Source organism: Pseudomonas aylmerensis (assembly GCF_001702265.1).
Lineage (GTDB): Bacteria > Pseudomonadota > Gammaproteobacteria > Pseudomonadales > Pseudomonadaceae > Aquipseudomonas > Aquipseudomonas aylmerensis.
Genome location: NZ_MAUE01000023.1, coordinates 24,462 through 48,390, shown reverse-complemented (window position 1 = coordinate 48,390; position 23,929 = coordinate 24,462). Strand labels below are relative to the sequence as shown.

Annotated in this window: 18 protein-coding genes; 11 read left to right on the top strand and 7 right to left on the bottom strand. The window is 63.4% G+C overall.

Annotation, left to right across the window (positions count from 1 at the left end):
• Positions 1 to 175: 175 nt before the first annotated feature.
• From BBG20_RS15925 to BBG20_RS15910, 4 genes are all read left to right on the top strand, one after another.
• Complete coding sequence (locus tag BBG20_RS15925; protein WP_065904987.1) at positions 176 to 1,810, top strand: methyl-accepting chemotaxis protein; 1,635 nt, start codon at positions 176 to 178, stop codon at positions 1,808 to 1,810.
• A gap of 140 nt (positions 1,811 to 1,950) precedes the next feature.
• Positions 1,951 to 2,514 (top strand): nicotinamide riboside transporter PnuC, encoded by a 564-nt coding sequence (pnuC, locus tag BBG20_RS15920; RefSeq protein ID WP_065904985.1) that lies wholly within the window; start codon positions 1,951 to 1,953, stop codon positions 2,512 to 2,514.
• Positions 2,511 to 3,032, top strand: coding sequence for an AAA family ATPase (locus BBG20_RS15915; protein WP_065904980.1), 522 nt, complete (start codon positions 2,511 to 2,513; stop codon positions 3,030 to 3,032). Before pnuC ends, BBG20_RS15915 begins: the two co-directional genes overlap by 4 nt.
• 69 nt (positions 3,033 to 3,101) lie before the next feature.
• Complete coding sequence (locus BBG20_RS15910; RefSeq protein ID WP_065904978.1) at positions 3,102 to 4,607, top strand: FAD-dependent oxidoreductase; 1,506 nt, start codon at positions 3,102 to 3,104, stop codon at positions 4,605 to 4,607.
• Here BBG20_RS15910 and BBG20_RS15905 read toward each other — a convergent pair.
• Positions 4,604 to 5,398, bottom strand: a complete 795-nt coding sequence (locus BBG20_RS15905) for an exodeoxyribonuclease III (RefSeq protein WP_065904976.1) — start codon at positions 5,396 to 5,398, stop codon at positions 4,604 to 4,606. The two genes, BBG20_RS15910 and BBG20_RS15905, sit on opposite strands and share 4 nt — an antisense overlap.
• Positions 5,399 to 5,538: 140 nt before the next feature.
• Positions 5,539 to 7,263, bottom strand: coding sequence for a gamma-glutamyltransferase (gene ggt, locus BBG20_RS15900; RefSeq protein WP_065904974.1), 1,725 nt, complete (start codon positions 7,261 to 7,263; stop codon positions 5,539 to 5,541).
• A gap of 159 nt (positions 7,264 to 7,422) precedes the next feature.
• On the opposite strand from ggt, the gene BBG20_RS15895 reads away from it, so the two are divergent.
• Complete coding sequence (locus tag BBG20_RS15895) at positions 7,423 to 8,070, top strand: TetR/AcrR family transcriptional regulator (protein ID WP_065904973.1); 648 nt, start codon at positions 7,423 to 7,425, stop codon at positions 8,068 to 8,070.
• Between the two features lie 70 nt (positions 8,071 to 8,140).
• On the opposite strand, the gene BBG20_RS15890 is transcribed toward BBG20_RS15895, so the two are convergent.
• From BBG20_RS15890 to BBG20_RS15875, 4 genes are all read right to left on the bottom strand, one after another.
• Positions 8,141 to 11,668: a molybdopterin cofactor-binding domain-containing protein gene (locus BBG20_RS15890; RefSeq protein ID WP_065905140.1), complete on the bottom strand. Its 3,528-nt coding sequence runs from the start codon at positions 11,666 to 11,668 to the stop codon at positions 8,141 to 8,143.
• A gap of 5 nt (positions 11,669 to 11,673) precedes the next feature.
• Positions 11,674 to 12,156, bottom strand: a complete 483-nt coding sequence (locus tag BBG20_RS15885) for a (2Fe-2S)-binding protein (RefSeq protein ID WP_065904971.1) — start codon at positions 12,154 to 12,156, stop codon at positions 11,674 to 11,676.
• Positions 12,157 to 12,777: 621 nt separating this feature from the next.
• Entirely contained in the window at positions 12,778 to 13,212 is a 435-nt protein-coding gene (locus tag BBG20_RS15880; protein WP_065904969.1) for a MarR family winged helix-turn-helix transcriptional regulator, read from the bottom strand.
• A gap of 189 nt (positions 13,213 to 13,401) precedes the next feature.
• Positions 13,402 to 14,454 carry a 2,5-dihydroxypyridine 5,6-dioxygenase gene (locus BBG20_RS15875; protein ID WP_065904967.1) on the bottom strand — a complete coding sequence of 351 codons (1,053 nt, stop codon included), beginning with the start codon at positions 14,452 to 14,454 and terminating at the stop codon, positions 13,402 to 13,404.
• Between the two features lie 307 nt (positions 14,455 to 14,761).
• On the opposite strand from BBG20_RS15875, the gene BBG20_RS15870 reads away from it, so the two are divergent.
• The 6 genes from BBG20_RS15870 to BBG20_RS15845 all read left to right on the top strand — a co-directional run bounded on the left by BBG20_RS15870 (position 14,762) and on the right by BBG20_RS15845 (position 21,189).
• Positions 14,762 to 15,895 carry an FAD-dependent monooxygenase gene (locus BBG20_RS15870; RefSeq protein ID WP_065904961.1) on the top strand — a complete coding sequence of 378 codons (1,134 nt, stop codon included), beginning with the start codon at positions 14,762 to 14,764 and terminating at the stop codon, positions 15,893 to 15,895.
• Positions 15,892 to 16,689, top strand: coding sequence for an alpha/beta fold hydrolase (locus BBG20_RS15865; protein ID WP_065904960.1), 798 nt, complete (start codon positions 15,892 to 15,894; stop codon positions 16,687 to 16,689). The genes BBG20_RS15870 and BBG20_RS15865 overlap by 4 nt, the downstream gene beginning before the upstream one ends.
• 14 nt (positions 16,690 to 16,703) lie before the next feature.
• Positions 16,704 to 17,456 carry a maleate cis-trans isomerase family protein gene (locus BBG20_RS15860; protein WP_010210656.1) on the top strand — a complete coding sequence of 251 codons (753 nt, stop codon included), beginning with the start codon at positions 16,704 to 16,706 and terminating at the stop codon, positions 17,454 to 17,456.
• Between the two features lie 366 nt (positions 17,457 to 17,822).
• Positions 17,823 to 18,455, top strand: a complete 633-nt coding sequence (locus tag BBG20_RS15855; RefSeq protein ID WP_065904959.1) for an N-carbamoylsarcosine amidohydrolase — start codon at positions 17,823 to 17,825, stop codon at positions 18,453 to 18,455.
• Positions 18,456 to 18,773: 318 nt separating this feature from the next.
• Positions 18,774 to 20,084 (top strand): MFS transporter, encoded by a 1,311-nt coding sequence (locus BBG20_RS15850; protein WP_065904958.1) that lies wholly within the window; start codon positions 18,774 to 18,776, stop codon positions 20,082 to 20,084.
• A gap of 28 nt (positions 20,085 to 20,112) precedes the next feature.
• The gene (locus tag BBG20_RS15845; RefSeq protein WP_065904957.1) at positions 20,113 to 21,189 is read left to right on the top strand and encodes a nucleoside hydrolase; all 1,077 of its coding nucleotides are present in this window, start codon (positions 20,113 to 20,115) and stop codon (positions 21,187 to 21,189) included.
• 40 nt (positions 21,190 to 21,229) lie between these two features.
• On the opposite strand, the gene metC is transcribed toward BBG20_RS15845, so the two are convergent.
• Positions 21,230 to 23,929, bottom strand: a complete 2,700-nt coding sequence (gene metC, locus BBG20_RS15840) for a cystathionine beta-lyase (protein WP_065904956.1) — start codon at positions 23,927 to 23,929, stop codon at positions 21,230 to 21,232.

Below are 23,929 nucleotides of genomic sequence, written 5' to 3'. Positions count from 1 at the left end.
GTTCACTGACGGGCACACCCAAGGCCCGGCGTTGATTCTCAACGCCGGCCTGCAAAAATTCCGTGAAAAATCAGGCAGTACTCAGGTTTTGCGATTGCAGGCCGAAAGCCTATCAGACAAGGCGTAAAAGTCGATGCAGCACCCACAATTATAAAAAGCACGGAGTGACAGGACGATGAACAGTTTGCGCAATATGTCGATCAGTCGGCGCCTCTGGCTGATCCTGATAGTCGCCGTGCTGATGCTGTTTGCCCTGGGTTTATTGATGCTCAGGCAGATTCATGACGACCTGTACCAGGCCAAGCGCCAGCAGACCCAGCACGTGGTCCAGACCGCCAGCGGCATCCTGACGTTTTATCACAGCCTCGAAACCACCGGCGTGATGACCCGTGACGCTGCGCAGAAGCAGGCCTTGAGCGCGGTGCGCGGCTTGCGCTACGACCATGACGACTACTTCTGGATCAACGACCTCACCCCCGTGATGATCATGCACCCGGCCAACCCCAAGCTGGACGGGCAGAACCTCTCGGCCATCCGTGACCCCGATGGGTTTGCGGTGTTCAACGAATTCGTGATCCTGGCCAAGGCCAAGGGCGCCGGCATCGTCAACTACCGCTGGCCGAAACCCGGCGCCGAAGCGCCGGTGGCGAAAACCTCGTATATCCAGCTGTTCGAGCCGTGGGGCTGGATCATCGGCTCCGGCGTATACGTGGATGATGTGCAGGCCGAGTTCAGCGGCCAGGTGTGGAAAGCCTCGGTGATCGGCCTGGGCATCGCGCTGGTCATGGCGCTGCTGGTCACGCTGATCGCCCGCAGCATCGTGCAGCCATTGCAGGCAGCGGTGAACGCCATGGGCAACATCGCCAGCGGCGAAAGCGACCTCACGCGCAGCCTCGACACCCACGGCGACGACGAAGTCACCCAACTGTCCCGGCACTTCAACAGCTTCACCGCCAAGCTGCGCCAGGTGGTCAGCCAGTTGCAGGTGTGTGCCAACGCGCTCGGCGAGTCGTCCAGGGAGCTGGGCACCAACGCCACCCAGGCCCATGCTCGCAGCCAACAGCAGTCCCAGCAGATGGAACTGGTGGCCACCGCGATCAATGAAGTCACCTATGGCGTGCAGGACGTGGCCAAGAACGCCGAACACGCCGCCAGCGAAATGCGCGACGCCCAGGTCCAGGCCCAGCAAGGCCAGGTCAATATCGACGGCAGCCTGCAGCAGATCGACCACCTCTCCGGCACCATCCGCCAGGCCGTCGAAGTGATCCGCACCCTGTCCAGCGAAAGCACGCAGATTGGCGGCGTGCTGGAGGTGATCCGCTCGATCGCCGACCAGACCAACCTGCTCGCGCTGAACGCCGCGATTGAAGCGGCGCGCGCCGGTGAACAAGGCCGTGGCTTTGCGGTGGTAGCCGACGAAGTGCGCCTGCTGGCCCAGCGCACGCAGAAGTCGACTGCCGAGATCCAACTGATGATCGAGCGCTTGCAGGGGCATTCAGAAGCGGCGGTCAAGGTCATCAGCGACAGCCACAGCGCATCGCAACTGACCATCGAACAGGCCGGCCAGGCCGGAGCCAGCCTCAATGCCATCGGCCAGGCCCTGCGCAACCTCAACGGCCTGAATGCCTCGATTGCCAGCGCCACCCTGCAACAGGCGCACGTAGTCGAAGACATCAACCAGAACGTGACCCAGGCGGCCGGCTTGTCCCACAGCACGGCGCTGGCGGCGGAACAGTCGAGCGCCGCCAGCGTGCAGTTGCGCAGCTTGAGCGAACAACTCGACGGCCTGCTGCGCCAATTCAAAGTCTGACTGTAGGTGCCGACTGGCCGGCGATGAGGCCCTTGGGATCCATGCGAGACTCAAGGGCGCCATCGCCGGCAAGCCAGCTCCAACAATGGTTGATCTTTGGTTACAATCCCCGCCCTCTGCCATTCGCCCAAGGAACCACCATGTCCGCGCTTGAACTGTTCGCCGCTGCCCTGGGGGTGATTGCCGTGTGGCTGACGGTCAAGCAGAACCCTTGGTGCTGGCCGATCGGGCTGATTATGGTGTTGCTCTACACCTGGGTATTCTTCGATGTGAAGCTGTATTCCGACATGCTCCTGCAAGTCGTCTACGCGGCCCTGCAGGTCTACGGCTGGTGGCAGTGGACCCGCGCCGGCGAGGTCAAGCAGGGGCGCCAGGTCACCAGCCTGGGCGTGCCGGCGATCATCGCCAGCCTCGCAGTGGGCGCGGTCGGCAGCCTGTTGCTCGGCGCCGCCATGGCCCATTGGACCGACGCCGCCCAACCCTGGCTGGACGCCGCCCTCACCGGCTTCAGCCTGGTGGCGCAAATGTGGATGGCGCAAAAACGCGTGCAGTGCTGGCCGCTGTGGATTGCCGTGGACGTGATCTTCGTCGGGCTGTTTCTCTACAAAGGCCTGTACCTCACCGCCGCGCTGTATGCGCTGTTCACCGTGATCGCCGTGCAGGGCTGGCGTGAATGGCGCGCCGATCCGGCGTTGCACGCATGAAAGTGGTCGTACTCGCCGGCCCCGAGTCCAGCGGCAAAAGCTGGTTGGCGGCCGAGTTGCAGGCGCACTTCGGCGGGCTGATGGTCGGCGAATACGTGCGCTATTTCATCGACCATCACCAACGTGACACCACCCTCGCGGACATCCCCGCCATCGCCCGTGGCCAACTGGCCTGGGAAGATGCCGCCCGCGCCCAGCAGCCGCGCCTGCTGATTCTCGACACGCACCTGCTGACCAACAAACTGTGGAGCCAGACGCTGTTCGGTGACTACCCGGCATGGCTCGACGATGAGTTGCTGGCGCGGCATTACGACCTGCACCTGCTGCTGTCTCCCGACGACGTCGAGTGGACGGCGGACGGGCAACGCTGCCAACCGCAACTGGCCGATCGACAGGCGTTCTTCCAGGCCAGCCTCGACTGGATCGAGCAGCACCAGCAGCCCGCCCTGGTGATCGGCGGCAATTGGCAGGAACGCCGCGCCAAAGCCTTCGCCGCCGTGGCGCAGGTGCTGGAATAACGACCGACCATCGGGTCAACGCAGTCCATCGCCCTGCTCGCCAGTCAATCTTCTAAAGGAGATTGGCCCATGAACATGCGCATCGTTGCCCGCCTGATCAACCTGCCCGAAAACCGTGGTGTTCGTGTCGAAACCGCCGCCCACCCCGTGTTGCTGGTGCGCGTCGGTGACCAGGTGCGGGCGTTCGAGGCGGACTGCCCGCACGCTGGCGCGCCGCTCGAACAAGGCGTGATCTGCAACGGGCATATTGTGTGCCCGTGGCACAAGGCGGCCTTTGCCATGGACAGTGGCGCGGTGCGGGAACCCCCGGCACTGGTCGGGCTCAAGCAATACCCGGTGCAAGTGCATGATGGCGTGGTCAGCGTCGGCGATACCGCTCTGTGCGCCGAGCCCACGCCACTGCCCCACGATTCACGCTGCTTTGCGGTGATCGGTGCCGGCGCGGCAGGTGCAGCGGCCGTGGCCAGCCTGAAACGCCGTGGGTTTACCGGGCGCTTGCTGTGGATCGACCGCGAACCGAACCCTGCCTACGATCGCACCGCCCTGAGCAAATTCGTGATTGCCGGCCAGATGGCTGCCGATGACACGCCTGCCCTGCTGGACGAGGCCGTGGTGATTCACGGCGAGGTGCAGCGCCTCGACGCCGCGGCCAAACGCATCGAACTGGTCGACGGCCGACACTTCGACTACGACGCCGCGCTCGTGGCCACCGGCGGCGACGCCCAGCGCCTGGACATCCCCGGCGCCGTGCTGAATAACGTGTTCGTGCTGCGCAGCCGCGACGATGCTGCACGGATCAGCGCGGCGGCGGCCTCGGCGACGTGCGCGGTGATCATCGGTGACAGTTTTATCGGCCTGGAGGCAGCGTCGGCGCTGCGTCAGCGTGGCCTCGTGGTGCAGGTTGTCAGCCGTCACGCCATCCCGCTGGCCGCGCAATTGGGGCCGCGCATTGGCGCCGCCATCCGCCAGTTGCATGAAGACCACGGGGTGATCTTCCACAGCAATACCGAGCCCGAACGCCTGGACGGGCATGGCGCCGTCAGTACGGTGCTGTTGAAAAATGGCAATCGCCTGGCCGCCGACCTGGTGCTCATCGGCGTCGGCGTACAACCGGCCACCGCCTTTATCGACGGGGTGCAAAAAGCCGAGGACCACTCACTGCAGGTCGATGCGCACCTGCAGGCAGCCCCGGGCCTATGGGCCGCCGGCGACAACGTGACCTTTGCCTGGCAACAGCATCCCACGCGCATCGAGCACTGGCGCGTGGCCCAGCAACTGGGGGTGCTGGCGGCGCGCAACATGCTCGGTGAAGCCCAAACGTATGCCGATGTGCCGTTCTTCTGGACCTACCACTTCGACAAGACCTTCGAGCTGCTCGGCCACCCGCGCCACTGGAACCGCCTGCACCTGGAAGGCGACCTGCACCACCATGATTTCATCGCCCTGCTCTGCCATGACGACCAGGTTGAAGCGGTGATTGCCTGCGAACACCAGCAGGCCATGGCGGACCTCTCACAGCGCATGCAGCAGCCCCTGGGCAAAGCCGAAGCCCTGGACATCATCCGCCGCCGTTAACGCTTTTTGCGCGTGCCCAGTTGAATCCACGTCGGCGCATGGTCGCTGGCGTGCGGCTCGTTGCGCACCCAGGCATCCACGCCGGCATCCTTGAGGTACGGCGTGAGCGCGGGGTTGAGCAGCAGGTGGTCGATACGCAGGCCGGCGTTTTTCTGCCAGTGCTGGCGAAAGTAATCCCAGAAGGTATACACCCGTGCCTCGGGATACAGATGGCGCACGGAATCAGTCCAGCCCTGCTCCAGCAGGCGCTGGTACGCGGCGCGGCTTTCCGGTTGCAGCAAGGCATCCTTGAGCCAGGAGCGCGGGTTGTAGATGTCCAGGTCGGTGGGCACAACGTTGAAATCGCCAGCCAGCAGCACCGGATGCTCACTGGCCTGCAACGCTTGGGCATAGGCAATCAGCCGTTCGAACCAGGCCAGCTTGTACTCGAATTTCGGCCCAGGCTGCGGGTTGCCATTGGGCAGGTACAGGCAGCCGACCAGTACACCGTGCACGGCGGCTTCGAGATAGCGGCTTTGCGTGTCGTGCTCGTCACCGGGCAAACCGCGCCGGCTCTCCAGCGGCTGGGCATCGCGCGCCAGGATCGCCACGCCATTCCACGACGCCTGGCCCAGGCAGATCGCCCCGTAGCCGGCGGCTTCGAAGTCGGCATACGGGAACAGGCTGTCGGGCGCCTTGAGTTCCTGCAGGCAGACGATGTCGGGCTGATCGCGCGCCAGCCATTGCAACAGGTTGGGCAGGCGGGCACGAATACCGTTGATATTGAACGTGGCGATTTTCAGGGCTTTCATCGCAGCGGATCCTTGCAGGGCTCTTGGGGTAGAGCCTGCAAGGCGTGCAGATGTTCAATCCAGGTCGGTCCAGCGCGTGATACCGACAGCCAGGGCAGCCTTGCGCTGTCCCTGGCTCACCGGCATCAGCCCCTCAGGCCTCAGTAGCCCAGGGACAGACCGGTATTGCGACGCGGATCGTTGGCGCCGTAGAAGCGGTTGTTGCCCACCGGCTTGCCGTCCAGGGATGGCGCACCGACCAGGATAGCGGCCAGGTGGTTGGCATCCTGAGGACCGGCAAACTTGTGGCCCCAGCTTTCCAGGATCTTCTGGGTGTCCGGGCTGACCGCGAAGGTCTCGAGGTTGGTGGTGTCCGGCATCCACTGCTGGTGGAAACGCGGCGCGTCCACGGCTTCCTGAATGTTCATCTTGTAGTCGATGACATTGAGGATGGTCAGCAACGTCGCGGTGATGATGCGGCTGCCACCTGGCGTGCCCACCACCATCACGGCCTTGCCATCCTTGGTCACGATGGTCGGGCTCATCGACGACAGCGGCGCCTTGCCTGGCGCGATGGCGTTGGCTTCGCCCTGGACCAGGCCGTACATGTTCGGCACGCCGACCTTGACGGTGAAGTCGTCCATTTCATCGTTGAGGATCACCCCGGTCTTGCTCGCCATCACGCCCGCACCGAACCAGTCGTTGAGGGTGTAGGTCACCGACACCGCGTTGCCCCACTTGTCGACGATCGAATAGTGAGTGGTGTTGTTGCCTTCATGCGGCGACACGCCCGGCTTGATCGCCTGGGAGTCCCCGGCCTTCTGCGGTTCGATGGCGGCGCGCAGCTTGGCGGCGTAGTCCTTGTCCAGCAGATGGGCGATCGGATTCTTCACGAAATCCGGGTCACCGAGGTAGCTGTTACGGTCCACGTAGGCGTGGCGCATTGCTTCGATCTGGTAGTGCAGGCCCTGGGCCGAGTGATAGCCGAGGTCGGCCATCGGGTAGCCTTCGAGGATGTTCATGATCTGGCAGATCACCACGCCACCGGAGCTCGGAGGCGGTGCCGAGACCACGTGGTAGCCACGGTAGTCGCACTCGATGGGCGCCAGTTCACGGGTCTTGTACTTGTCGAGGTCGGCCTGGGTGATGATGCCCTTGCCGGCCTGGCTGGAATCCACCAGCGCCTTGGCGACCCAGCCTTTATAGAAGCCGTCGCTGCCCTTGGCGGAGATTTCCTTGAGGGTCTTGGCCAGGTCTTTCTGCACCAGTTTCTGGCCGACCTGCATCGGCTGGCCGTTGTGCAGGAAGATCCCTCGCATGTCCTGGTCTTTTTCGAACTCGCCGGTGGCGGTGTGCAGCAGGTCGATATCACCCTGCTCCAGCTCGAAACCGTTTTCCGCCAGCTTGATCGCCGGGGCAATCACCTGGGCGCGCTTGAGGGTGCCGTATTTGCTCAGGGCCAGTTCCATGCCAGACACGGTGCCGGGCACGCCGACGGCCAGGTGGCCTTTGGCACTGAGGCCTTCGACGACATTGCCGGCCTTGTCCAGGTACATGTCGGCGGTGGCCGCCAACGGGGCTTTTTCGCGGAAGTCGAGGAAGGTCTTGCGTCCGTCGGCCAGCTGCACGGTCATGAAACCGCCGCCACCGAGGTTGCCGGCCGCCGGGTACACCACGGCCAGCGCATAGCCGACTGCCACGGCCGCATCGACCGCGTTGCCGCCGGCCTTGAGTACATCCACACCGACATGAGTGGCCAAATGCTGGGCCGTCACCACCATGCCGTTTTCACCGGCCACCGGGGCCTGGGACGCGGCGTGAACGCCACTGACCGTCAACACCAGTGCAGTGGCAATCAAGGTACGGCTGAAGGGTTGGTATTTCATCCATGGCTACTCTAGTTATTGAGACGCACCAAAATAGCCCGTCGCGGGTTTAATCCCCAGTGCAATGGCGTTTTTATTACAGAACTTGTCGGTCACAGAACGGCCGGCAAAATGCCCATGCTATATTTCGCGCCAAACTGTCGTCGAAGGCGCGCTGGCATGGCAATCAAGAAGACCGGGATCCGAGCCCAACAGGCGGACCAGACGCGCGCGCGCATCCTGCAGGCGGCGATCAAGGTGTTTACCCGCGACGGCTATTCCGGCGGGCGTGTCGACAGCATTTCCAAGGAAGCGGACTCCAACGACCGCATGCTTTATTACTATTTCGGCAGCAAGGAGCACCTGTTCGTCTGCGTGCTGGAACACACCTACGAGCAGTTCAACAAGGCCGAAAGCACGCTCAAGCTGGACCTCGATACGCCGGTACAGGCCCTACGCGAACTGGTGGCGTTTATCTGGAACTACTACGTCAAGCACCCGGAGTTCGTGGCGATCCTGAGCATCGAGAACCTGCACCAGGGCAAACACGCGCAGCAGTCCGGCGAATTGCGCCGATTGTCCGGGGAAGCAGTCGGCGTGCTGCGCCCGATCATCGAGGCCGGCCAGGCCCAGGGCGTGTTCCGCGAGGATGTCGACCTCAAGCACGTTTACCTGATGATCGCCTCGCTCTGCTACTTCTATAACTCCAACCGCCACACCCTCAGCTCATTCCTCGGCGAAGACTTGTCGAACAAGCAACAGCAGCAGGATTGGCTGGGGTTTATCAGTGACTTGGTGGTGCGGGGCGTCACCCCAGTCTCCGTGTAGAAACCCATTCCAACTGTGGAAACCGGGCTTGCCCGGCGCCCACAGTTGATCGGCTTATCGCCCGGGCTATTTAGTGCGTACCTGGGTTCGCACGCAAGTGAGCGACCTTCTGCTCCAGGCCACTCCATGCCGGCGCGTTCGGCGCAAACTGCCCGCGCAGATAGCCAACCAGTTCCGCCACCTGCGTGTTCGACAGGCTGTCCTTGAAACCCGGCATGTACCCCAGGTCCTTGGTCGCAGGGTTGCTGATGCCTTGCAAAATCACCTTGATCAAATTATCCGGCTGATCGCTGTGCACATTGGTATTGGTCGCCAATGAGGGGCTGACCCCAAACAGCTTCGGCCCCAGGCCGTCGGCATGGCAGGCCTTGCAAGAACCCTCGAACACGCGTCGGCCATTCGGATTCGGCACCGTCACCGCGGCGGCGACCTTGGCCTCGGCCGCCGCCTCGCCATTCAGCGACGCCAGGTACACCGCCATCGCGCGGATATCCGCCTTGGGCAACTTCGCCAACTCACTCACCACCGGGCCCATCGGGCCGGCCGCCACCCCGTGCGCCTCGGAATAGCCAGTGCTCAAATAGGTGAACAACTGCTCTTCGGTCCACGGCGTCGGCGCCTTGGACAACCCCGACAATGCCGGCGCTTCCCAGCCATCCACTATGCCCCCCGCCAGGAACGACTGGCCGCCCTTCTCCGCGCCCATCAGGTTGCGCGGCGAATGGCAGGCGGCGCAGTGCCCCAGGCCATTGACCAGATAGTTGCCACGGTTCCACTGCTCACCGCGCTCAGGCTGTGGCGTGATCTCACCGCGCCGCAGGTTCAGCGCATTCCAGCCCGCCATCAACGGCCGGATATTGAACGGAAAGCGCATGGCATTCGGTGTCGGCGCCTGGCTGACCGGGGCCTGGGACATCAGGTAGGCATACAGCGCCTGCATGTCGGCATCGTCGATATTGCGAAACGCGGTGTAGGGAAACGCCGGGTAGAGGTTGCGCCCATCACGGCCAATGCCGTCGCGCATCGCTCGCTCGAACGCCGGGTACGACCAGGCGCCGATGCCGGTTTTGACATCCGGGGTGATGTTGCTGCTGTACAGCGTGCCGAACGGCGTTTGCATTGCCAGCCCACCGGCATTGGTCGCGCCACCGGGCGCCGTGTGGCACACCGCGCAATCGCCGACGGCCGCCAGCAGGCGCCCGCGTTCCAGGGTGGCCTTGGACCAGGTGCCGGCGCTGGGCGGCGCTATCGGCGCGATCTCGGGGTGAAACGGCCAGGCCGTGGCCAGCAGCGCGCCCAAGCTCGCGAACAGTGCACCGAACCACCATTTGCGGCGTTTTTGCGGCGACTTGGCCGGCTCACCCAAGGTGCCGGCGTTCAGCGCCGCCAATACGCGCTCCGGGGTGATCGGCAACTCGCGAAAGCGAATCCCGGTGGCATCGTAGATCGCGTTGGCAATTGCCGCCGCGCTGGGCACCGAGGCGGACTCACCGGCGCCCATCGGTGGCTGGTCCTGGCGCGGCATCATCAGCACATCGATCTGCGGCACCTGCGGAAACGTCAGGATCGGATAACCGCCCCACTCTTTGCTCGCCACCGTCGACTCTTCAAAGGTCACGCGCTCCTTGAGCACGCGGCTGGTGGACTGGATCACATTGCCGTGGATCTGATGCTGCACCCCCGCCGGGTTGATCATCATCCCCGAATCATGACCGATCACCACCCGCGTCACCGACACATCGCCGGTCTGCTTGTCGATCGCCACGTCCGCGACCCAGGCCGCCCATGCCGCGCCGAAGCCGGGAAACTTGCTGTGGATGTAGCGCGCGTAGGCAAAGCCACGGCCACGCAGCAGGTGGTCTGGATTGGCGGTCTGCATCGGCGCAGTGCGCGGCGACCAGTTGGCGCGTTCGGCGGTGGATTTCACCAGGTCGATGGCGCGCTCGTCCTTGAGGTAGCGCAGGCGGTATTCCACCGGGTCGACGCCAGCGGCAAACGCCAGTTCATCGATATAGGATTCATGCGCGAAGGTATTGGGCAACGCCGACACGCCGCGCATCCACGACGCACGCACGATGGGCGCCATGTCGTTGATGGTCACGCGCATGTTGTCGATGTCGTACGGCGGGATCGAGGTGCGGTCGCCCATTTCGAACATCGCCGCCACCGGCTCCACGCGCCTCGTCAGCAGCAATGCCAGGGTTGGCGCGCCGTTGGACGGGTAGCTGGTTTCGAAGTCATAGGCGGCGATGCTGCCGTCGGCGTTGAGGCCACCGTCGACGTCCATCAACTGCCCGGTGCCCTTGGGTTCCCACAGGTGTTCCTGCTCGCGGGTCAATTGCACGCGCACTGGCTTGCCCACCGCGCGCGACAGCAGCAAGGCGTCGGCGCAGACATCGTCAGCGCAGTTACGCCCGTAGCAGCCGGAGGCTTCCATGCGGATCACGTCGATCAGCGCCTCATCGCATTCGAGCAGCCACGCGAGGTCAGCGCGCAACAGGTGCGGGTTCTGGCTGCCGGACCAGACGCGACTGCCACTGGCTTGGTAGTCCGCCACGCCACAGGACGGGCCGATCGAACCGTGCATCTGGTAAGGCCACAAATAACTGCGCGACAAGCGCTGGCTGGTACCCGCCAGCGCTTCATCGACATTGCCCTGGTCGAGAACAGTGCGGCGCACCCGTGGATTGTCACGGATGGCTTGTTCCACATCGCTCATGTCCGGCAACCCATTGTTCCAAGGTTTCCAGTGCACCTGCAGCGCCTCGGCGGCCTTGATCGCCTGCTCCTCACGCAGCGCCACCACGCCTACAAAATCGCGGATCACCACGACCGCGACAATGCCGGGGATATGCGCGATGGAGGCCTCGTCCACGCGCAGCAGGCTGTTGCCGACAAACTCGCCGCAATCCAGGCCGGCGTACGGCGGGCGGATCACCCGCCCATGGAGCATGTCGGGCACGCGCATGTCGTGCACATAGGTCAGTTCGCCGGTGGCCTTGCCGGGAATATCCACCCGCGCAGCACCCTTGCCCACCAGGCGGTAATCCTCGACGGCCTTGAGCGGTGCGTCGCCGCTGATGCGCAACTGGTCGTGCTGGCCGCTGACCAGTTCGCCGTAGGTGGTGGTGCGCCCGTCCGCCGTTTGAATCACACCGGCGTCGACCTTGAGGCTGGCGGTGCTTACTCCCCAGCGCCCCGCCGCCCGCGCCAGCAAGAAGCGCCGCGCCTCGGCGGCCGCATTGCGCAAGGGCACGGCGGAAATCTGCAAGGTCGCGCTGGCAATCGTCGCGCCCTGGTTCGGCACGCGCTCGGTGTCGCCAAGCACCATCTTTACCTGGTCCATGCCCAGGTCGAGTTCTTCGGCGACGATCTGCGCCAGTGAAGTGCGGATGCCGGTGCCCAAATCCACATGGCCGTTGAATGCATACACCAGGCCGTCGTCGTTGACGGCGATAAACAGCCCCAGTTCCTTGGGCTTCACGGTCGGCGTACCGCCCTTGGCCACCGGGCCCGAAGGCGGCAGCACGTCATCGACGATCAACAGGACGCCGGCCTTGGCCAGCCACTGGTCACGGGAAAGCGGAGTGTCGGTCATGGTCATCAATCCACGGTCATGAGGCGAGCGGCACGCAGCACCGCGCGGAGGATTTCGATATGGGTGCCGCAGCGACAGAGGTTGCCCGACAGCTCGTTGCGCACCTGGGCTTCGCTGGGGTTGGGGTTACGGTCGAGCAAGGCCTTGGTGGTCATGATCATGCCGTTGAGGCAGTAGCCGCATTGCGCGGCCTGCTCATCGATAAAGGCCTGCTGCACCGGATGCGGCGCCTGGCGCGTGCCGAGGCCTTCCAGGGTGACAATCTCGCGCCCCACCGCGCCGGACAGCGGGAACACACAGGAACGCGCCGCCACGCCATCGATGATCACCGTGCAGGCACCGCACTCGCCCAGGCCGCAGCCGTACTTGGGACCGTTGAGCTGCAGGTCATTGCGCAACACCAGCAACAGCGGTGTATCCGCCATGGCGCTGACGTCGCTTTGCCGCCCGTTGACCTCAAGCGTTACCGTGATGTGCTGGCTGATCATTCGCTTCGCCCGTAACAGTTGGTGAAGTAGTCACTACACTAAACAGTCAAAAAAAAGCGCCGCGGACCTGGGGTCTCACGACACACTTGACTGATGAAGTGGCTGCTACATCAACCTGGAGCAAAAACGGTGCCAATGGGGGAAGTGGTTAACAGACTACCTGTGGTGAACTGGCTTATTGTGGTGAACAGACTGCCTGTGGTGAGCAGCCTTCTTTGTGGTGAACAGACTGCCTGTGGTGAGCAGCCTTCTTTGTGGTGAACAGACTGCCTGTAGTGAGCAGCCTTCTTTGTGGTGAACAGACTGCCTGTAGTGAGCAGCCTTCCTTGTGGTGAACAGACTGCCTGTAGTGAGCAGCCTTCTTTGTGGTGAACAGACTGCCTGTGGTGAGCAGCCTTCCTTGTGGTGAACAGACTTCCTGTAGTGAGCAGCCTTCTTTTGTGGCGAGCGGGCTTGCCCCGCGTTGGGCTGCGTAGCAGCCCCAAAAACCACACACCGCAATTCTTCAGCAATAACTCAGCATGCTTGAAAGGGGCCGCTTCGCGCCCCAACGCGGGGCAAGCCCGCTCACCACAAGCAAGCCTGCTCAACATAAGCAAGCCCGCTCACAACCCTGCCGCCCTACTCCTGCGGATCCTCGATCATCTTGCGCAACAGAAACAGCACTGCCACGCGTTCGGCGGGGTTGAGGTTGCTCATGGTCAATTCACTGATCTGCGCAGCACGCGGCGCGGTTTGCGCGACCAGTTCGGCGCCGGCCGGGGACAGGTCGACCACGACTTTGCGCTTGTCCTGCGGGTCGGGCTCAAGCGTGATCAATTCCTTGGCCTTGAGCCGCTCGACGATACCGCGAATGGTCGCCTGGTCCACTGCCGTGGCCTTGACCAGTTCAGTCAGCGAACTTGCACCGTGATCGCGCAGCGCACACAGGGTGACGAACTGCACGGCGGTGAGCTGGGAGTCGCCGACATTCTGCTGAAAAATCGCCAGGTGACGCTGGTAAGCCTTGCGCAACAGGTGGCCAACTTGCTCAGAAAAAACGTAGGAATCAGGCACGGCGAAGCTCAGTGGGTGGCTAGCGATGGGGAAGCATGATGGCGAGGTTGTCGCAATGACTCAAGGATCTCATTGCCGGAACGCGGTCGAAATGTGGGAGCGGGCTTGCTCGCGAATGCGGTGTGCCAGGTGGCGCATTGTTGACCGACGTAGCGCATTCGCGAGCAAGCCCGCTCCCACAGTGGGTATTCAGCGTTCCAGGGAGGCTGGCGGTGCGACCACATCGCCGGCGATGACGACGGCCTGGTCATCCAGGTACACATCGCAATTGCGCAGCGGAATGTCCATGTGGCACGGCGTCTTGCGCGTCCCGCCCACTTCGGTGTTCGGCCCGGTGGAGAAGAGGAAATTGCCGTAGAACGCCCGCGCGTCCATGCACATGCCGTCGTTCTTGTCGTGCAGGCCCATGGCGGTCCACTGCGCCCGAGGCTGCAGGCCCCAGCCGATGTGGGAGATGCCGTACACCTCGGGGTCGTTGAAGTACTTCATGTAGTCGCGCAGGTACTCGGCCTCGAATCCCCCATGGATACCGGTGATAAAGCCCTTCTCGATCTCCAGGGTGATCTTCTCGCGGGTGTAGGTCTTGAACGGCAGCAGGATGTCGCCGATGTCCAGCACCAGCACGCCTTCGGCGGTTTCTTCGTTGGGCCAGGAGAACAGGAAGCCGCTGGGCCAGTGGTCCCAGCGCCCAGGCTCGTCGGCAAATCCGTACTCGGTCACCGACGGGTATTGCCCCAATGCAGCGCGAAAATCGCTGCCGGCACGCGACTTCACATGAATCGAGCGCGCCTGCTTCAACAGCTGCTCGGCAGCCAGCACGCGCACCTTGTCTTCTTCGGTAGGCAGCATCCGCGCTAGCACTTCCGGCGGCTCCACGGCCAGCAGGATACGCGTGCCGGTCTTGAGGATCTGCTCCTGCTCCGGCGAATGCAGCAACATCATCGTGTCGACAATCAGGTCGGCCGCTTCCAGCGCGCGTTGCGCGGCGATATTGCCGGTCAGCGCCGTGTCGCCGCAGTAGGCAGTCATGTCATTGCCCATCGCCCGTGGGTGATTGAACGATGGCAACTCCACCGCATACACCTTGGCCCCCAGGCGCTGCGCCGCATCCATCGCCGCGCGCACGGTGCGCGGGTCGGAGTAATGGCTCTTGAGCACCGCGACGCTCTGCGTCGGGTCGACCTTCGACAGCGTCAGCACGTGTTCAAACATCTGGGTCAGTTCGCAATCGCTTACCGGCATTTTCCTGTCTCCTGTGGGGCTGCACCACGTTCAGGCACTGCGCTTCACTCTGGTGCGTTTTTATAGCGTATACGCCATTTAATAACGATAAGACCTGAATTGAAGGCGAACTGCAAGCACCACAACAAAACGTTACCTTTCCACACAAACCCAACAGATAAAGGGTAAAAAGCGTTACAGATGAAAATCACGGCTGGAAAATAAATTTTTAAAGGTGGGCTTCCCATTTCAAAAAATGAGCGTATACACTTTAAAAACCTTGCGGACAGACGCCGCCGACAATCAACAAGAGAGAGGATCACGCCCCATGGGAAGCACACAAAAAATCGCCATCGTCGGTGCCGGTCTGGGCGGCGCCGCTGCAGCCACCCTGTTGCAGCAAGCCGGTTTCGATGTGGACGTGTACGAGCAGGCGCCGGAATTTTCCCGACTGGGCGCGGGGATCCACATGGGCCCCAACATCATGAAAATCTTCCGCCGCATGGGCATCGAAAAGCAGCTGGACCTGATGGGCTCGCACCCCGAGCACTGGTTCAGCCGCTGCGGTGAAAGTGGCGACTACCTCTCGCGCATTCCACTCACCGGCTACGGCGCGTCCTACATCACCGTGCACCGTGGCGACCTGCACGCGCTGCAGATGTCCACCCTCAAGCCCGGCACCCTGCACTTCAACAAGCGCCTGGAAACCCTCGAAGAAACCGACACCCAGGTGCGCCTGACCTTCGCCGACGGCGAAGTGACCTACGCCGACATCGTGATCGGCGCCGATGGCATCAATTCAAAGATCCGCGAAGAACTGCTCGGCGTGGAAAAACCGCTGTACAGCGGCTGGGTTGCGCACCGCGCGCTGATCCGTGGCGACCAGCTGGCCAAGTACGACCTCAAGTTCGAAGACTGCATCAAGTGGTGGACCGAAGACCGCCACATGATGGTGTATTACACCACCGGCAAGCGCGACGAGTACTACTACGTGACCGGCGTTCCGCATGCCGAATGGGACTTCCAGGGCGCGTTCGTCGACAGTAGCCGCGAAGAGATGTTCGACGCGTTCAAGGGCTACCACCCCACCGTGCAGGCGCTGATCGAGTCCACCGAAAGCGTGACCAAATGGCCGCTGCGCAACCGCAACCCGTTGCCACTGTGGAGCCGTGGTCGCCTGGTGCTGCTGGGCGACGCCTGCCACCCGATGAAACCCCACATGGCTCAGGGGGCCGGCATGGCCATCGAAGACGCGGCGATGCTTACCCGCTGCCTGCAGGAAACCGGGATCAGCGACTATCGCACCGCGTTCCAGCTCTACGAAGCCAACCGCAAGGAGCGCGCCTCCCGCGTGCAGGCCGTGTCCAACGCCAATACCTGGCTGCGTACCCAGGAAGACCCGGCCTGGGTCTACGGCTATGACCTGTATGCCCAGGAACTGAAGTCGGGGGTGGCCGCGTGAGCACCTACCTCTACGGCGGCAACGTCCAGGCCAACGGCATTCGCCAGCACTACCTGCGCTACGGCGGCAAAGGCCCGGCGCTGATCCTGATCCCCGGCATCACCAGTCCGGCGATCACCTGGGGCTTCGTCGCCGAGCGTCTTGGCGCGCAGTTCGACACCTACGTGCTGGACGTACGCGGTCGCGGCTTGTCGTCGACCGGGCCCGAACTGGACTACAGCGCCGACACCTGCGCCGAGGACATCGGTGCCTTTGCCGATGCACTCGGCCTCGAGAGCTACCACCTGATGGGCCACTCGATGGGCGCGCGCTTTGCTGTTCGCAGCGCCGTGCTGCATCCCCAGGGCGTCAACCGCGTGGTGCTGATCGACCCGCCCGTCTCCGGTCCGGGTCGCCGCGAATACCCGAGCAAGCTGCCGTGGTATGTCGATTCGATCCGCCAATCGCAGGTCGGCATGGATGCGGAGGCGATGCGCGCCTTCTGCGCCACCTGGACCGACGAGCAGCTGCAGCTGCGCGCGGAATGGCTGCACACCTGCTACGAGCCCGCCATCGTGCGTGCCTTCAATGACTTCCACAGCGTGGATTTCCACCAGCACCTGCCCCACCTGAAGGCCCCTGCCCTGTTGATGGTGGCCGGGCGTGGCGGCGTGATCCTCGATGACGACATTGCCGAAATCCAGGACCTGCAACCCGGCATCCAGGTCGCCCGCGTGCCGAATGCCGGACACATGATTCCCTGGGATGACCTCGACGGTTTCTTCCACGCCCTCGGCGACTTCCTCGAACAATAACCATGGAGACCACCATGCAGAAGCCTTACCGCATCGGCCAGATCGTGCCGAGTTCCAATACCACCATGGAAACCGAGATCCCGGCGATGCTCACCGCCCGCCAGGCGATCCGGCCCGAGCGTTTTACCTTTCACTCCAGCCGCATGCGCATGAAGCAAGTGCGCAAGGAAGAACTGGCGGCCATGGACGGCGAGTCCGACCGTTGCGCCGTCGAGCTGTCCGACGCCAAGGTCGACGTGCTGGGCTACGCGTGCCTGGTGGCGATCATGGCCATGGGCCTGGGTTACCACCGCAATTCCGAACAGCGCCTGCGCAAGGCCACTGCTGACAACGACGCCAATGCCCCGGTCATCACCAGTGCCGGCGCGCTGATCGAAGGCCTCAAGGTGATGGGCGCCAAGCGCATCGCGATTGTCGCGCCGTACATGAAGCCGCTGACCGAACTGGTGGTGAACTACATCCGTGAAGAAGGCTTCGAGGTGGTGGACTGGCGCGCGCTGGAGATTCCCGACAACCTCGAAGTGGCCCGCCACGACCCGGCCAACCTGCCGGCCATCGTCGCCGGGATGAACCTGGAAGGCGTCGACGTGATCGTGCTATCGGCCTGCGTGCAGATGCAGTCGCTGCCAGTGGTGGCCAAGGTCGAGGCGCAAACCGGCAAACCAGTGCTTACCGCCGCCATCGCCACCACTTACGCCATGCTCAAGGCCCTGGACCTGGAACCCATCGTCCCCGGCGCGGGTGCCCTGCTGTCTGGTGCTTATTGAGGGAGCGAGGGAGTGGCTGAGACTTTTTTGGTAGGCGCGCTTGTCGTGGTGTGAGCGGGCTGGTTGTGGACTGTCGGCTTGTTGTGGTGACTGGTTTTTTTGTGGTGAGCGGGCTTGTTGTGGTGAGCAGGCTTGTTGTGGTGAGCGGGCTTGCCCCGCGTTGGGGGGCGAAGCCGCCCTGAAACCAGGCACTGCGGACTGCCTGAAAGACCGCATGGGCTCTATTGGGGCGGCTTCGCCACCCAACGCGGGGCAAGCCCGCTCACCACAAAAAAAGCCCGCTCACGACAACAAGCCTGCTCACCACAAAAAGCTCGCTCACCACAAAAACAGAGCCTGTGCACCACCCATCAATGAGGGTCGAACATGACTGAACAATCCGCCAACGCCAACTATCAAGGCGTCTGGGGCAACCGTATCGGCTTCGGCAAAAAAGCCGCACTGCTGATGATCGACTTCATGCAGGGCTACACCACCGAAGGCGCGCCGCTCTATGCCCCCGAAGTGGTGATCGCCGTGGCGGAAAGCGTCGAGCTGCTGGCCACCGCACGCCGGCACGGGATTGCGGTGGTACACACCAATATCCGTTACCATCCCGGCCATTTCGCCGACGGCGGCATCTGGGTCAAGAAGGCCCCGGTGATGAAAGACATGGTCGAAGGCAACCCGCTCGCGGCGTTCTGCGTCGAGGTGCTGCCCCAGGCCGATGAAGTGGTGATCACCAAACAATACGCCAGTGCGTTTTTCGGCAGCAGCCTGGCCCCGATGCTGCACGCCCAGGGTATCGACACGGTGGTCCTCGCCGGCTGCTCCACCAGCGGCTGCATTCGTGCAACGGCGGTGGACGCGGTGCAACACGGGTTTCGCACCATCGTCGTGCGCGAGTGCGTCGGCGACCGACACCCCGCGCCCCACGAAGCCAACCTGTTCGATATCGACAGCAAGTACGGCGACGTGGTGAGCAAACAGGAGGCCATGAGCAAATTCAGGGAGCAATAAGACGGTACCGAGAACCGCGCCATAGAGCGCGGTCTTGAAAAACTGAGGCCCAGGCCTTGGAATGCAGTCCCCTGTGGGAACCGATCCCTGTGGGAGCCGGGCTTGCCCGCGATGCAGACGCTGCGGTGTATCAGCTACACCGCGTCGATGTCATCGCAGGCAAGTCTGCGCCCACCCAAGCCGGTTCCCACACGTGATCGCCTCCAGGCTCCCTCAGTCTTCTGACACTGCCTTTGGAAGTCGCTTCTACAGCACTCCGAAGTGCTGAAAGAAAAGCGGCTGTATAAAAACCATAAGTCACCGCCAGGAGACACCCCGATGCCCATTGCGAATGCAGCGCCCGCGACCACGGTCGCCGACCCGGTCAACACGCTTTACCACAAGATCACCTGGAAGCTGATCCCGTTCCTGTGTTTCTGTTATCTGGCCGCGTACCTCGACCGGATCAACATCGGTTTCGCCAAACTGCAGATGCTCGACCAGTTGCAGTTCAGCGAAACCGCGTTCGGCCTTGGCGCCGGCCTGTTCTTTGTCGGCTATATCCTGTTTGAAGTCCCGAGCAACCTGGTGCTGGAACGGGTCGGTGCGAAGATCTGGATCGCGCGCATCATGATCACCTGGGGCCTGCTGTCGGCCTGCACCATGCTGGTCACCTCCACCACCCAGTTCTACATCCTGCGCTTTCTGCTCGGCGCCGCCGAAGCCGGCTTCCTGCCGGGCGTGCTGTACTACCTGACCACCTGGTTCCCCACCTACCGGCGCGGGCGCATCATCGCGCTGTTCATGATCGGCCTGCCGCTGTCCAGCGTGATCGGCGGGCCGTTGTCCGGCTGGATCATGGGCCACTTCGACCACATGGCCGGCCTGCGCGGCTGGCAATGGCTGTTCCTGATCGAAGCCGTGCCCAGCGTGCTGCTCGGCGTACTGACGTTCTGGGCACTGCCCAACACCTACCAACAGGCCAAGTGGCTGTCGGACGAAGAAAAGGCCCTGCTGGAAACCGAGCTGCGCAAGGACGACGCCGACAGCAACGGCAGCAAGTACAGCTTCCGTGACGGTTTCTTCAACCTCAAAGTGTGGATGCTCGGCGGCATCGACTTCTCGATCCTGCTCAGCGCCTACGCCATGGGCTTCTGGATGCCGACCTTCATCCGCAACGCCGGGGTCACCGACACCTTCCATATCGGCATCCTCACCGCGCTGCCAAGCGTCGCTGCACTGCTGGGCATGTTGCTGATCGGTGCCAGTTCGGACAAACACCGCGAACGCCGCTGGCACATCATCGTGCCGTTTTTCATCGGCGCCGCCGCGATGGCTACCAGCACGTTCTTTACCCACAACGTCGCGGCCACCGTCGCCTTGTTCGCGATTGCCTCGGCGGCGATCATCGGCGCGGTGCCGGTGTTCTTCAGCCTGCCGGCGACCTTTCTCAAAGGCACCGCCGCGGCTACCGGCTTCGCCCTGGCCTGCTCGCTGGCGAATATCGCCGGCCTGGTGAGCAACTCGTTGATGGGGGTGGCGATCGACGTCACAGGCAGCAGCGCGGGTGCCTTGTGGTTTTTCGCCGGCTGCCTGATTCTCAGCAGCTTCCTGGTCATCGCCTTGCCGGCGAAACTGGTGAACCGTTGATCACACCCACTCTTTCGGATGAACCACCATGCAAGGCTTTCTGAAACGCTGTGCCCTGCTTGTCGCGGTAGGCCTGTGTGCCGGCACCGCACAGGCAGCGGAAAAAGTCATCTTCGACACTGACTTCAATGTGCTCAACGATGACGGCCAGGCCTTCATCATGCTCGCCCAATTGCATGCGCAAAAACGCATCGACCTGTTGGGCATGACCTTGGTCAGCGGCAACGCCTGGGTCGACCAGGAACAGGTCGACGCCCTCAAGGCCGTGGAGCGCATGGGAGTGGAGAAAGAGGTCGGCGTGTATACCGGCGCCGCCTACCCGCTGCTGCATGACTACGCCACCTACGAGGCGGAAAAAGCCCTGTTCGGCTCGGGTTGGCCGGGAGCCTTCAAGAACCCGCGACCGACCTCGCCCTCCCAACTGGTCGCGCCACCGGATGGCCTGGCGACCCACACCCAGCTGCGCAAGGAAACCGCCGCGCAATTCATCGTCGACAGCGTAAGGGCCAACCCGCATCAGGTGACGATCCTGGCGGTCGGCCCGCTGACCAACGTCGCCCTGGCGATCCGCTCGGCGCCGGACATCGTGCCGCTGATCAAGCGCATCGTGTACATGGGCGGTGCCCTGGAGATTCCGGGCAATACCACGCCGGCGGCGGAGTTCAACTGGTGGTTCGACCCGGAGGCGGCGAAGATCGTGTTGCGCGCCCCCATCGAGCACGTGATTTTCCCCAACGACGTGTGCGAGAAGGTCACCTTCGACAAGTCGGTGTACCAGCGCGTGATTGCGCAGAAAGGCGCGATTGCCGACCTGTACAAGCATGAGTTCGGCCCGTTGTTCGACAAGGACCCCAGCTACCACAGCTTCACCTGGGACAGCCTCCCGGCGCTGTACCTGGTCAACCCGCAGATAGTGACCGAGTCACGCGAGTTGTGGGTGGATGTGGACGCCACCTTTGGCGCCGACTACGGCCGCGCACTGGGCTACAAGAAAGGCGCCCCGGTAGGCACGCAAAAGGCCAAGGTGGTGTTCGGCGTGGATCAGAAGACATTCTGGGACGGCTACGTCAACCTCGTGACCCTGCCGACGCCGGTCAAGCACTGACCGGCTGCGCGCTCCCACCTTGCGTGGGAGCGCGCAGGCCTCAACCTGCCAGCGCAAACCCGCGCTGCAGGTCCTCGATCAGCGCCGCCACATCTTCCAGACCAATATGCAAACGCACCACCGGGTTCAACGCCCGGTCGGTTGCGCTGTCGCGGTCCTGGGTGTCGGCCACGGTGACCAGGCTTTCATAGCCGCCCCACGAAGCCCCCAGGCCAAACAGCTGCAAGCCGTCGATAAAGCGTTCGACGTAGCCGGCATCGGCACTGGCCAACTCAAACGACAACAACCCATTGCTGCCGGTGAAGTCGCGACGCCACAGCGCATGCCCCGGATGCTCGGGCAGCGCCGGGTGGAACACGCGCTTGACCTGCGGCTGCGCCTGCAACCACAGGGCAATGTCCACGGCCTGGCGCTCATGCACATCCAGGCGCGACGCCAGGGTACGGGCACCGCGCAGGATCAGGTAGGCATCGTCGGCACTCACCGAATTGCCGAAGGTGTCACTCATCTTGCCCAGCGCCGGCCATGCGGCCTCGGTGGTGCACACGCTGCCCATCATCACGTCACTGTGCCCGCCGAGGTATTTGGTCAGGGCCATGATCGAAATGTCCGCGCCCAATGCCAGTGGCCGGTATAGGTAGCCTGAGCCCCAGGTGTTGTCGACGGCCAGCAGGATGTTGCGCGGCTTGCACAACGCCGCAATCGCGGGCAAATCGCACAGCTCATACAGCAGCGAGCCCGGCACTTCGGCGTAGACCAGCCGGGTATTGGCTTGCAGTTGCGCCTCCAAATCCTTGCCATCCGGCGAGAAGTAACTCACCTCGATGCCGAAGGGCTGGAGAAACTCGCAGGCCAGTTTGCGCACCGGCGAGTACACCGCATCGGTGATCAGCACATGATCGCCGGGGCGCAGATAGGCCAGGAACACCTGGGCCGCTGCCGCCAGGCCCGTGCCGTAGAGACGCGTGCGGTAGCCACCTTCGAGTTCGCTCACCAGATCTTCCAGCGCGTGGGAGGTCGGGTTGCCGCGCGCGCCGTAGGTCAGCACGCGCTCGCTGTCGCGGCGGGCACGGGCGTCGCGCATTTGCGCCAGGTTGTCGAACAGCACCGTGCTCAGGCGCGTGATCGGCACATTGACCGCGCGGCCGCCGTGGCCCTTTTCGGTACGTGCGGCGTGGATCAACCGCGTGCGCACGCGTGACGGCGGCGCCAAGGGTTTGAGGCTGGCGATTTCCGCCTCACTCATTTGCGCCAACAGGCCGATTTCCCAGGCCAGGTACTGGCGGGCGGCGTCCTTGTTGCCGCTATGGCGATCGTGGGTGAAGAACAGGAAGTCGATGCACTGCGCGTCGGGCGGGTTTTGCGGGTCTTCGTTGACCGGCAGGCCAGCCGCTGCCCAGGCAGTGAGGCCGCCGTCGAGCAATCGAGCCGACAGCCCTTGGGCTGCGAAGGCCGCCACTGCAGGGTCATCCGCCACCAGCACCAGCGGACGTTGATCGGTTTTAAGCTGCGCACGAATCGACCAGGTAGAACCGGCAATATGCCCCTTGCGATACACCATGCTCGGGCGCAGATCGACCAGGTTTACCTGACTCAATTGCGCCGCCAGCGCCTCGGGGCTGATCAACGGCAACGGCTCATACGCCACCGGCTGCAACACCGGCAGGGCCAGGCCACTGTCGATACCGCCGCTCAGCACGTAGGCCTCATGCCCCAACTGCCGCAGCCAGCTGGCGACAATCGGTGCGCGCACGCCATCGCTGTCCACCAGCACAATGCGCGCCTGGCGCACGCCGATGTACAGGTCGGTGGACTGGATCAACTGCCCGCCAGGCGTGTGTTGCGCGCCGGGCAACGTGCCCAGGGCAAACTCTTCGCCAGTGCGCACATCACACAGGAACAGGCTGCGTTGCGCGTCATCGGCCCATTGGCGAACCTGATCCGCCGACACCGCCGTCACCCCTGCCCGCTCAGCCAGTTGCCTCGCAGCCTGGCGCTGGGAGGCCAGGTCGCCGTTGACCTGCTCGGCGTAGCGGCGGGTGCTGCCATGCTCCAGCTGGAAGTCTTCCAGGTACCAGCCCTGGGTGCCGTTTTCCAAGGCGTAGATCGGGTTTTTCAAGCCCAGGTTGATCAGCGTCTGCGCGCCGATAATGCTGCGCGTACGCCCGGCGCAGTTGACCACGATCGGCGTGCGGTCATCCGGCACCAGGTCATGCACGCGATAGCCGAGTTCGCCGTTGGGGCAGCAGATCGAACCGGGAATGGTCATCTTGCGGTACTCCTCGAACGGCCGCCCGTCGAGCACCACCAGCGGCTCGCCACGCGCCTGCCACTCGGCCAGTTGCCGCGCGGTGACGTGAGGCGTGTGGCTGGCCTCCTCGACCAGCTCGCCAAAGGCCTTGGACGGCACATGCACCCCGGCAAACAGCTGCAAACCGGCGGCCTGCCAACCCTGGGCGCCACCTTCAAGCACATGCACGCGGCGGTAGCCCAGCGCCTGCAACCGCGCCGCCGCCAGTGCCGCGACTTCACCGCCATCCTGGTCGTAGATCACCAGGCGCACCTGCGGGTTGGGCGCCAGGCGGCGTACCTCCAGCTCCAGGCGGCTATAGGGCAGGTTCACCCCATGGAACAGGTGGGCCTCGCCGTATTGCCCGTGTTCGCGCACGTCGAATACGGCGATTTCCTGCCCGTCGAACAGCCATTGCTGCAGTTGACTTGGGGTGATGGTCTGGCTCAT

Excerpts from the sequence above, each read along its gene's own strand:
- BBG20_RS15925 (WP_065904987.1), top strand. The coding sequence starts at position 176 with ATGAACAGTTTGCGCAATATGTCGATCAGTCGGCGCCTCTGGCTGATC.
- pnuC (WP_065904985.1), top strand. The coding sequence starts at position 1,951 with ATGTCCGCGCTTGAACTGTTCGCCGCTGCCCTGGGGGTGATTGCCGTG.
- BBG20_RS15915 (WP_065904980.1), top strand. The coding sequence starts at position 2,511 with ATGAAAGTGGTCGTACTCGCCGGCCCCGAGTCCAGCGGCAAAAGCTGG.
- BBG20_RS15910 (WP_065904978.1), top strand. The coding sequence starts at position 3,102 with ATGAACATGCGCATCGTTGCCCGCCTGATCAACCTGCCCGAAAACCGT.
- BBG20_RS15905 (WP_065904976.1), bottom strand. The coding sequence starts at position 5,398 with ATGAAAGCCCTGAAAATCGCCACGTTCAATATCAACGGTATTCGTGCC.
- ggt (WP_065904974.1), bottom strand. The coding sequence starts at position 7,263 with ATGAAATACCAACCCTTCAGCCGTACCTTGATTGCCACTGCACTGGTG.
- BBG20_RS15895 (WP_065904973.1), top strand. The coding sequence starts at position 7,423 with ATGGCAATCAAGAAGACCGGGATCCGAGCCCAACAGGCGGACCAGACG.
- BBG20_RS15890 (WP_065905140.1), bottom strand. The coding sequence starts at position 11,668 with ATGACCGACACTCCGCTTTCCCGTGACCAGTGGCTGGCCAAGGCCGGC.
- BBG20_RS15885 (WP_065904971.1), bottom strand. The coding sequence starts at position 12,156 with ATGATCAGCCAGCACATCACGGTAACGCTTGAGGTCAACGGGCGGCAA.
- BBG20_RS15875 (WP_065904967.1), bottom strand. The coding sequence starts at position 14,454 with ATGCCGGTAAGCGATTGCGAACTGACCCAGATGTTTGAACACGTGCTG.
- BBG20_RS15870 (WP_065904961.1), top strand. The coding sequence starts at position 14,762 with ATGGGAAGCACACAAAAAATCGCCATCGTCGGTGCCGGTCTGGGCGGC.
- BBG20_RS15860 (WP_010210656.1), top strand. The coding sequence starts at position 16,704 with ATGCAGAAGCCTTACCGCATCGGCCAGATCGTGCCGAGTTCCAATACC.
- BBG20_RS15855 (WP_065904959.1), top strand. The coding sequence starts at position 17,823 with ATGACTGAACAATCCGCCAACGCCAACTATCAAGGCGTCTGGGGCAAC.
- BBG20_RS15850 (WP_065904958.1), top strand. The coding sequence starts at position 18,774 with ATGCCCATTGCGAATGCAGCGCCCGCGACCACGGTCGCCGACCCGGTC.
- BBG20_RS15845 (WP_065904957.1), top strand. The coding sequence starts at position 20,113 with ATGCAAGGCTTTCTGAAACGCTGTGCCCTGCTTGTCGCGGTAGGCCTG.
- metC (WP_065904956.1), bottom strand. The coding sequence starts at position 23,929 with ATGAGCCAGACCATCACCCCAAGTCAACTGCAGCAATGGCTGTTCGAC.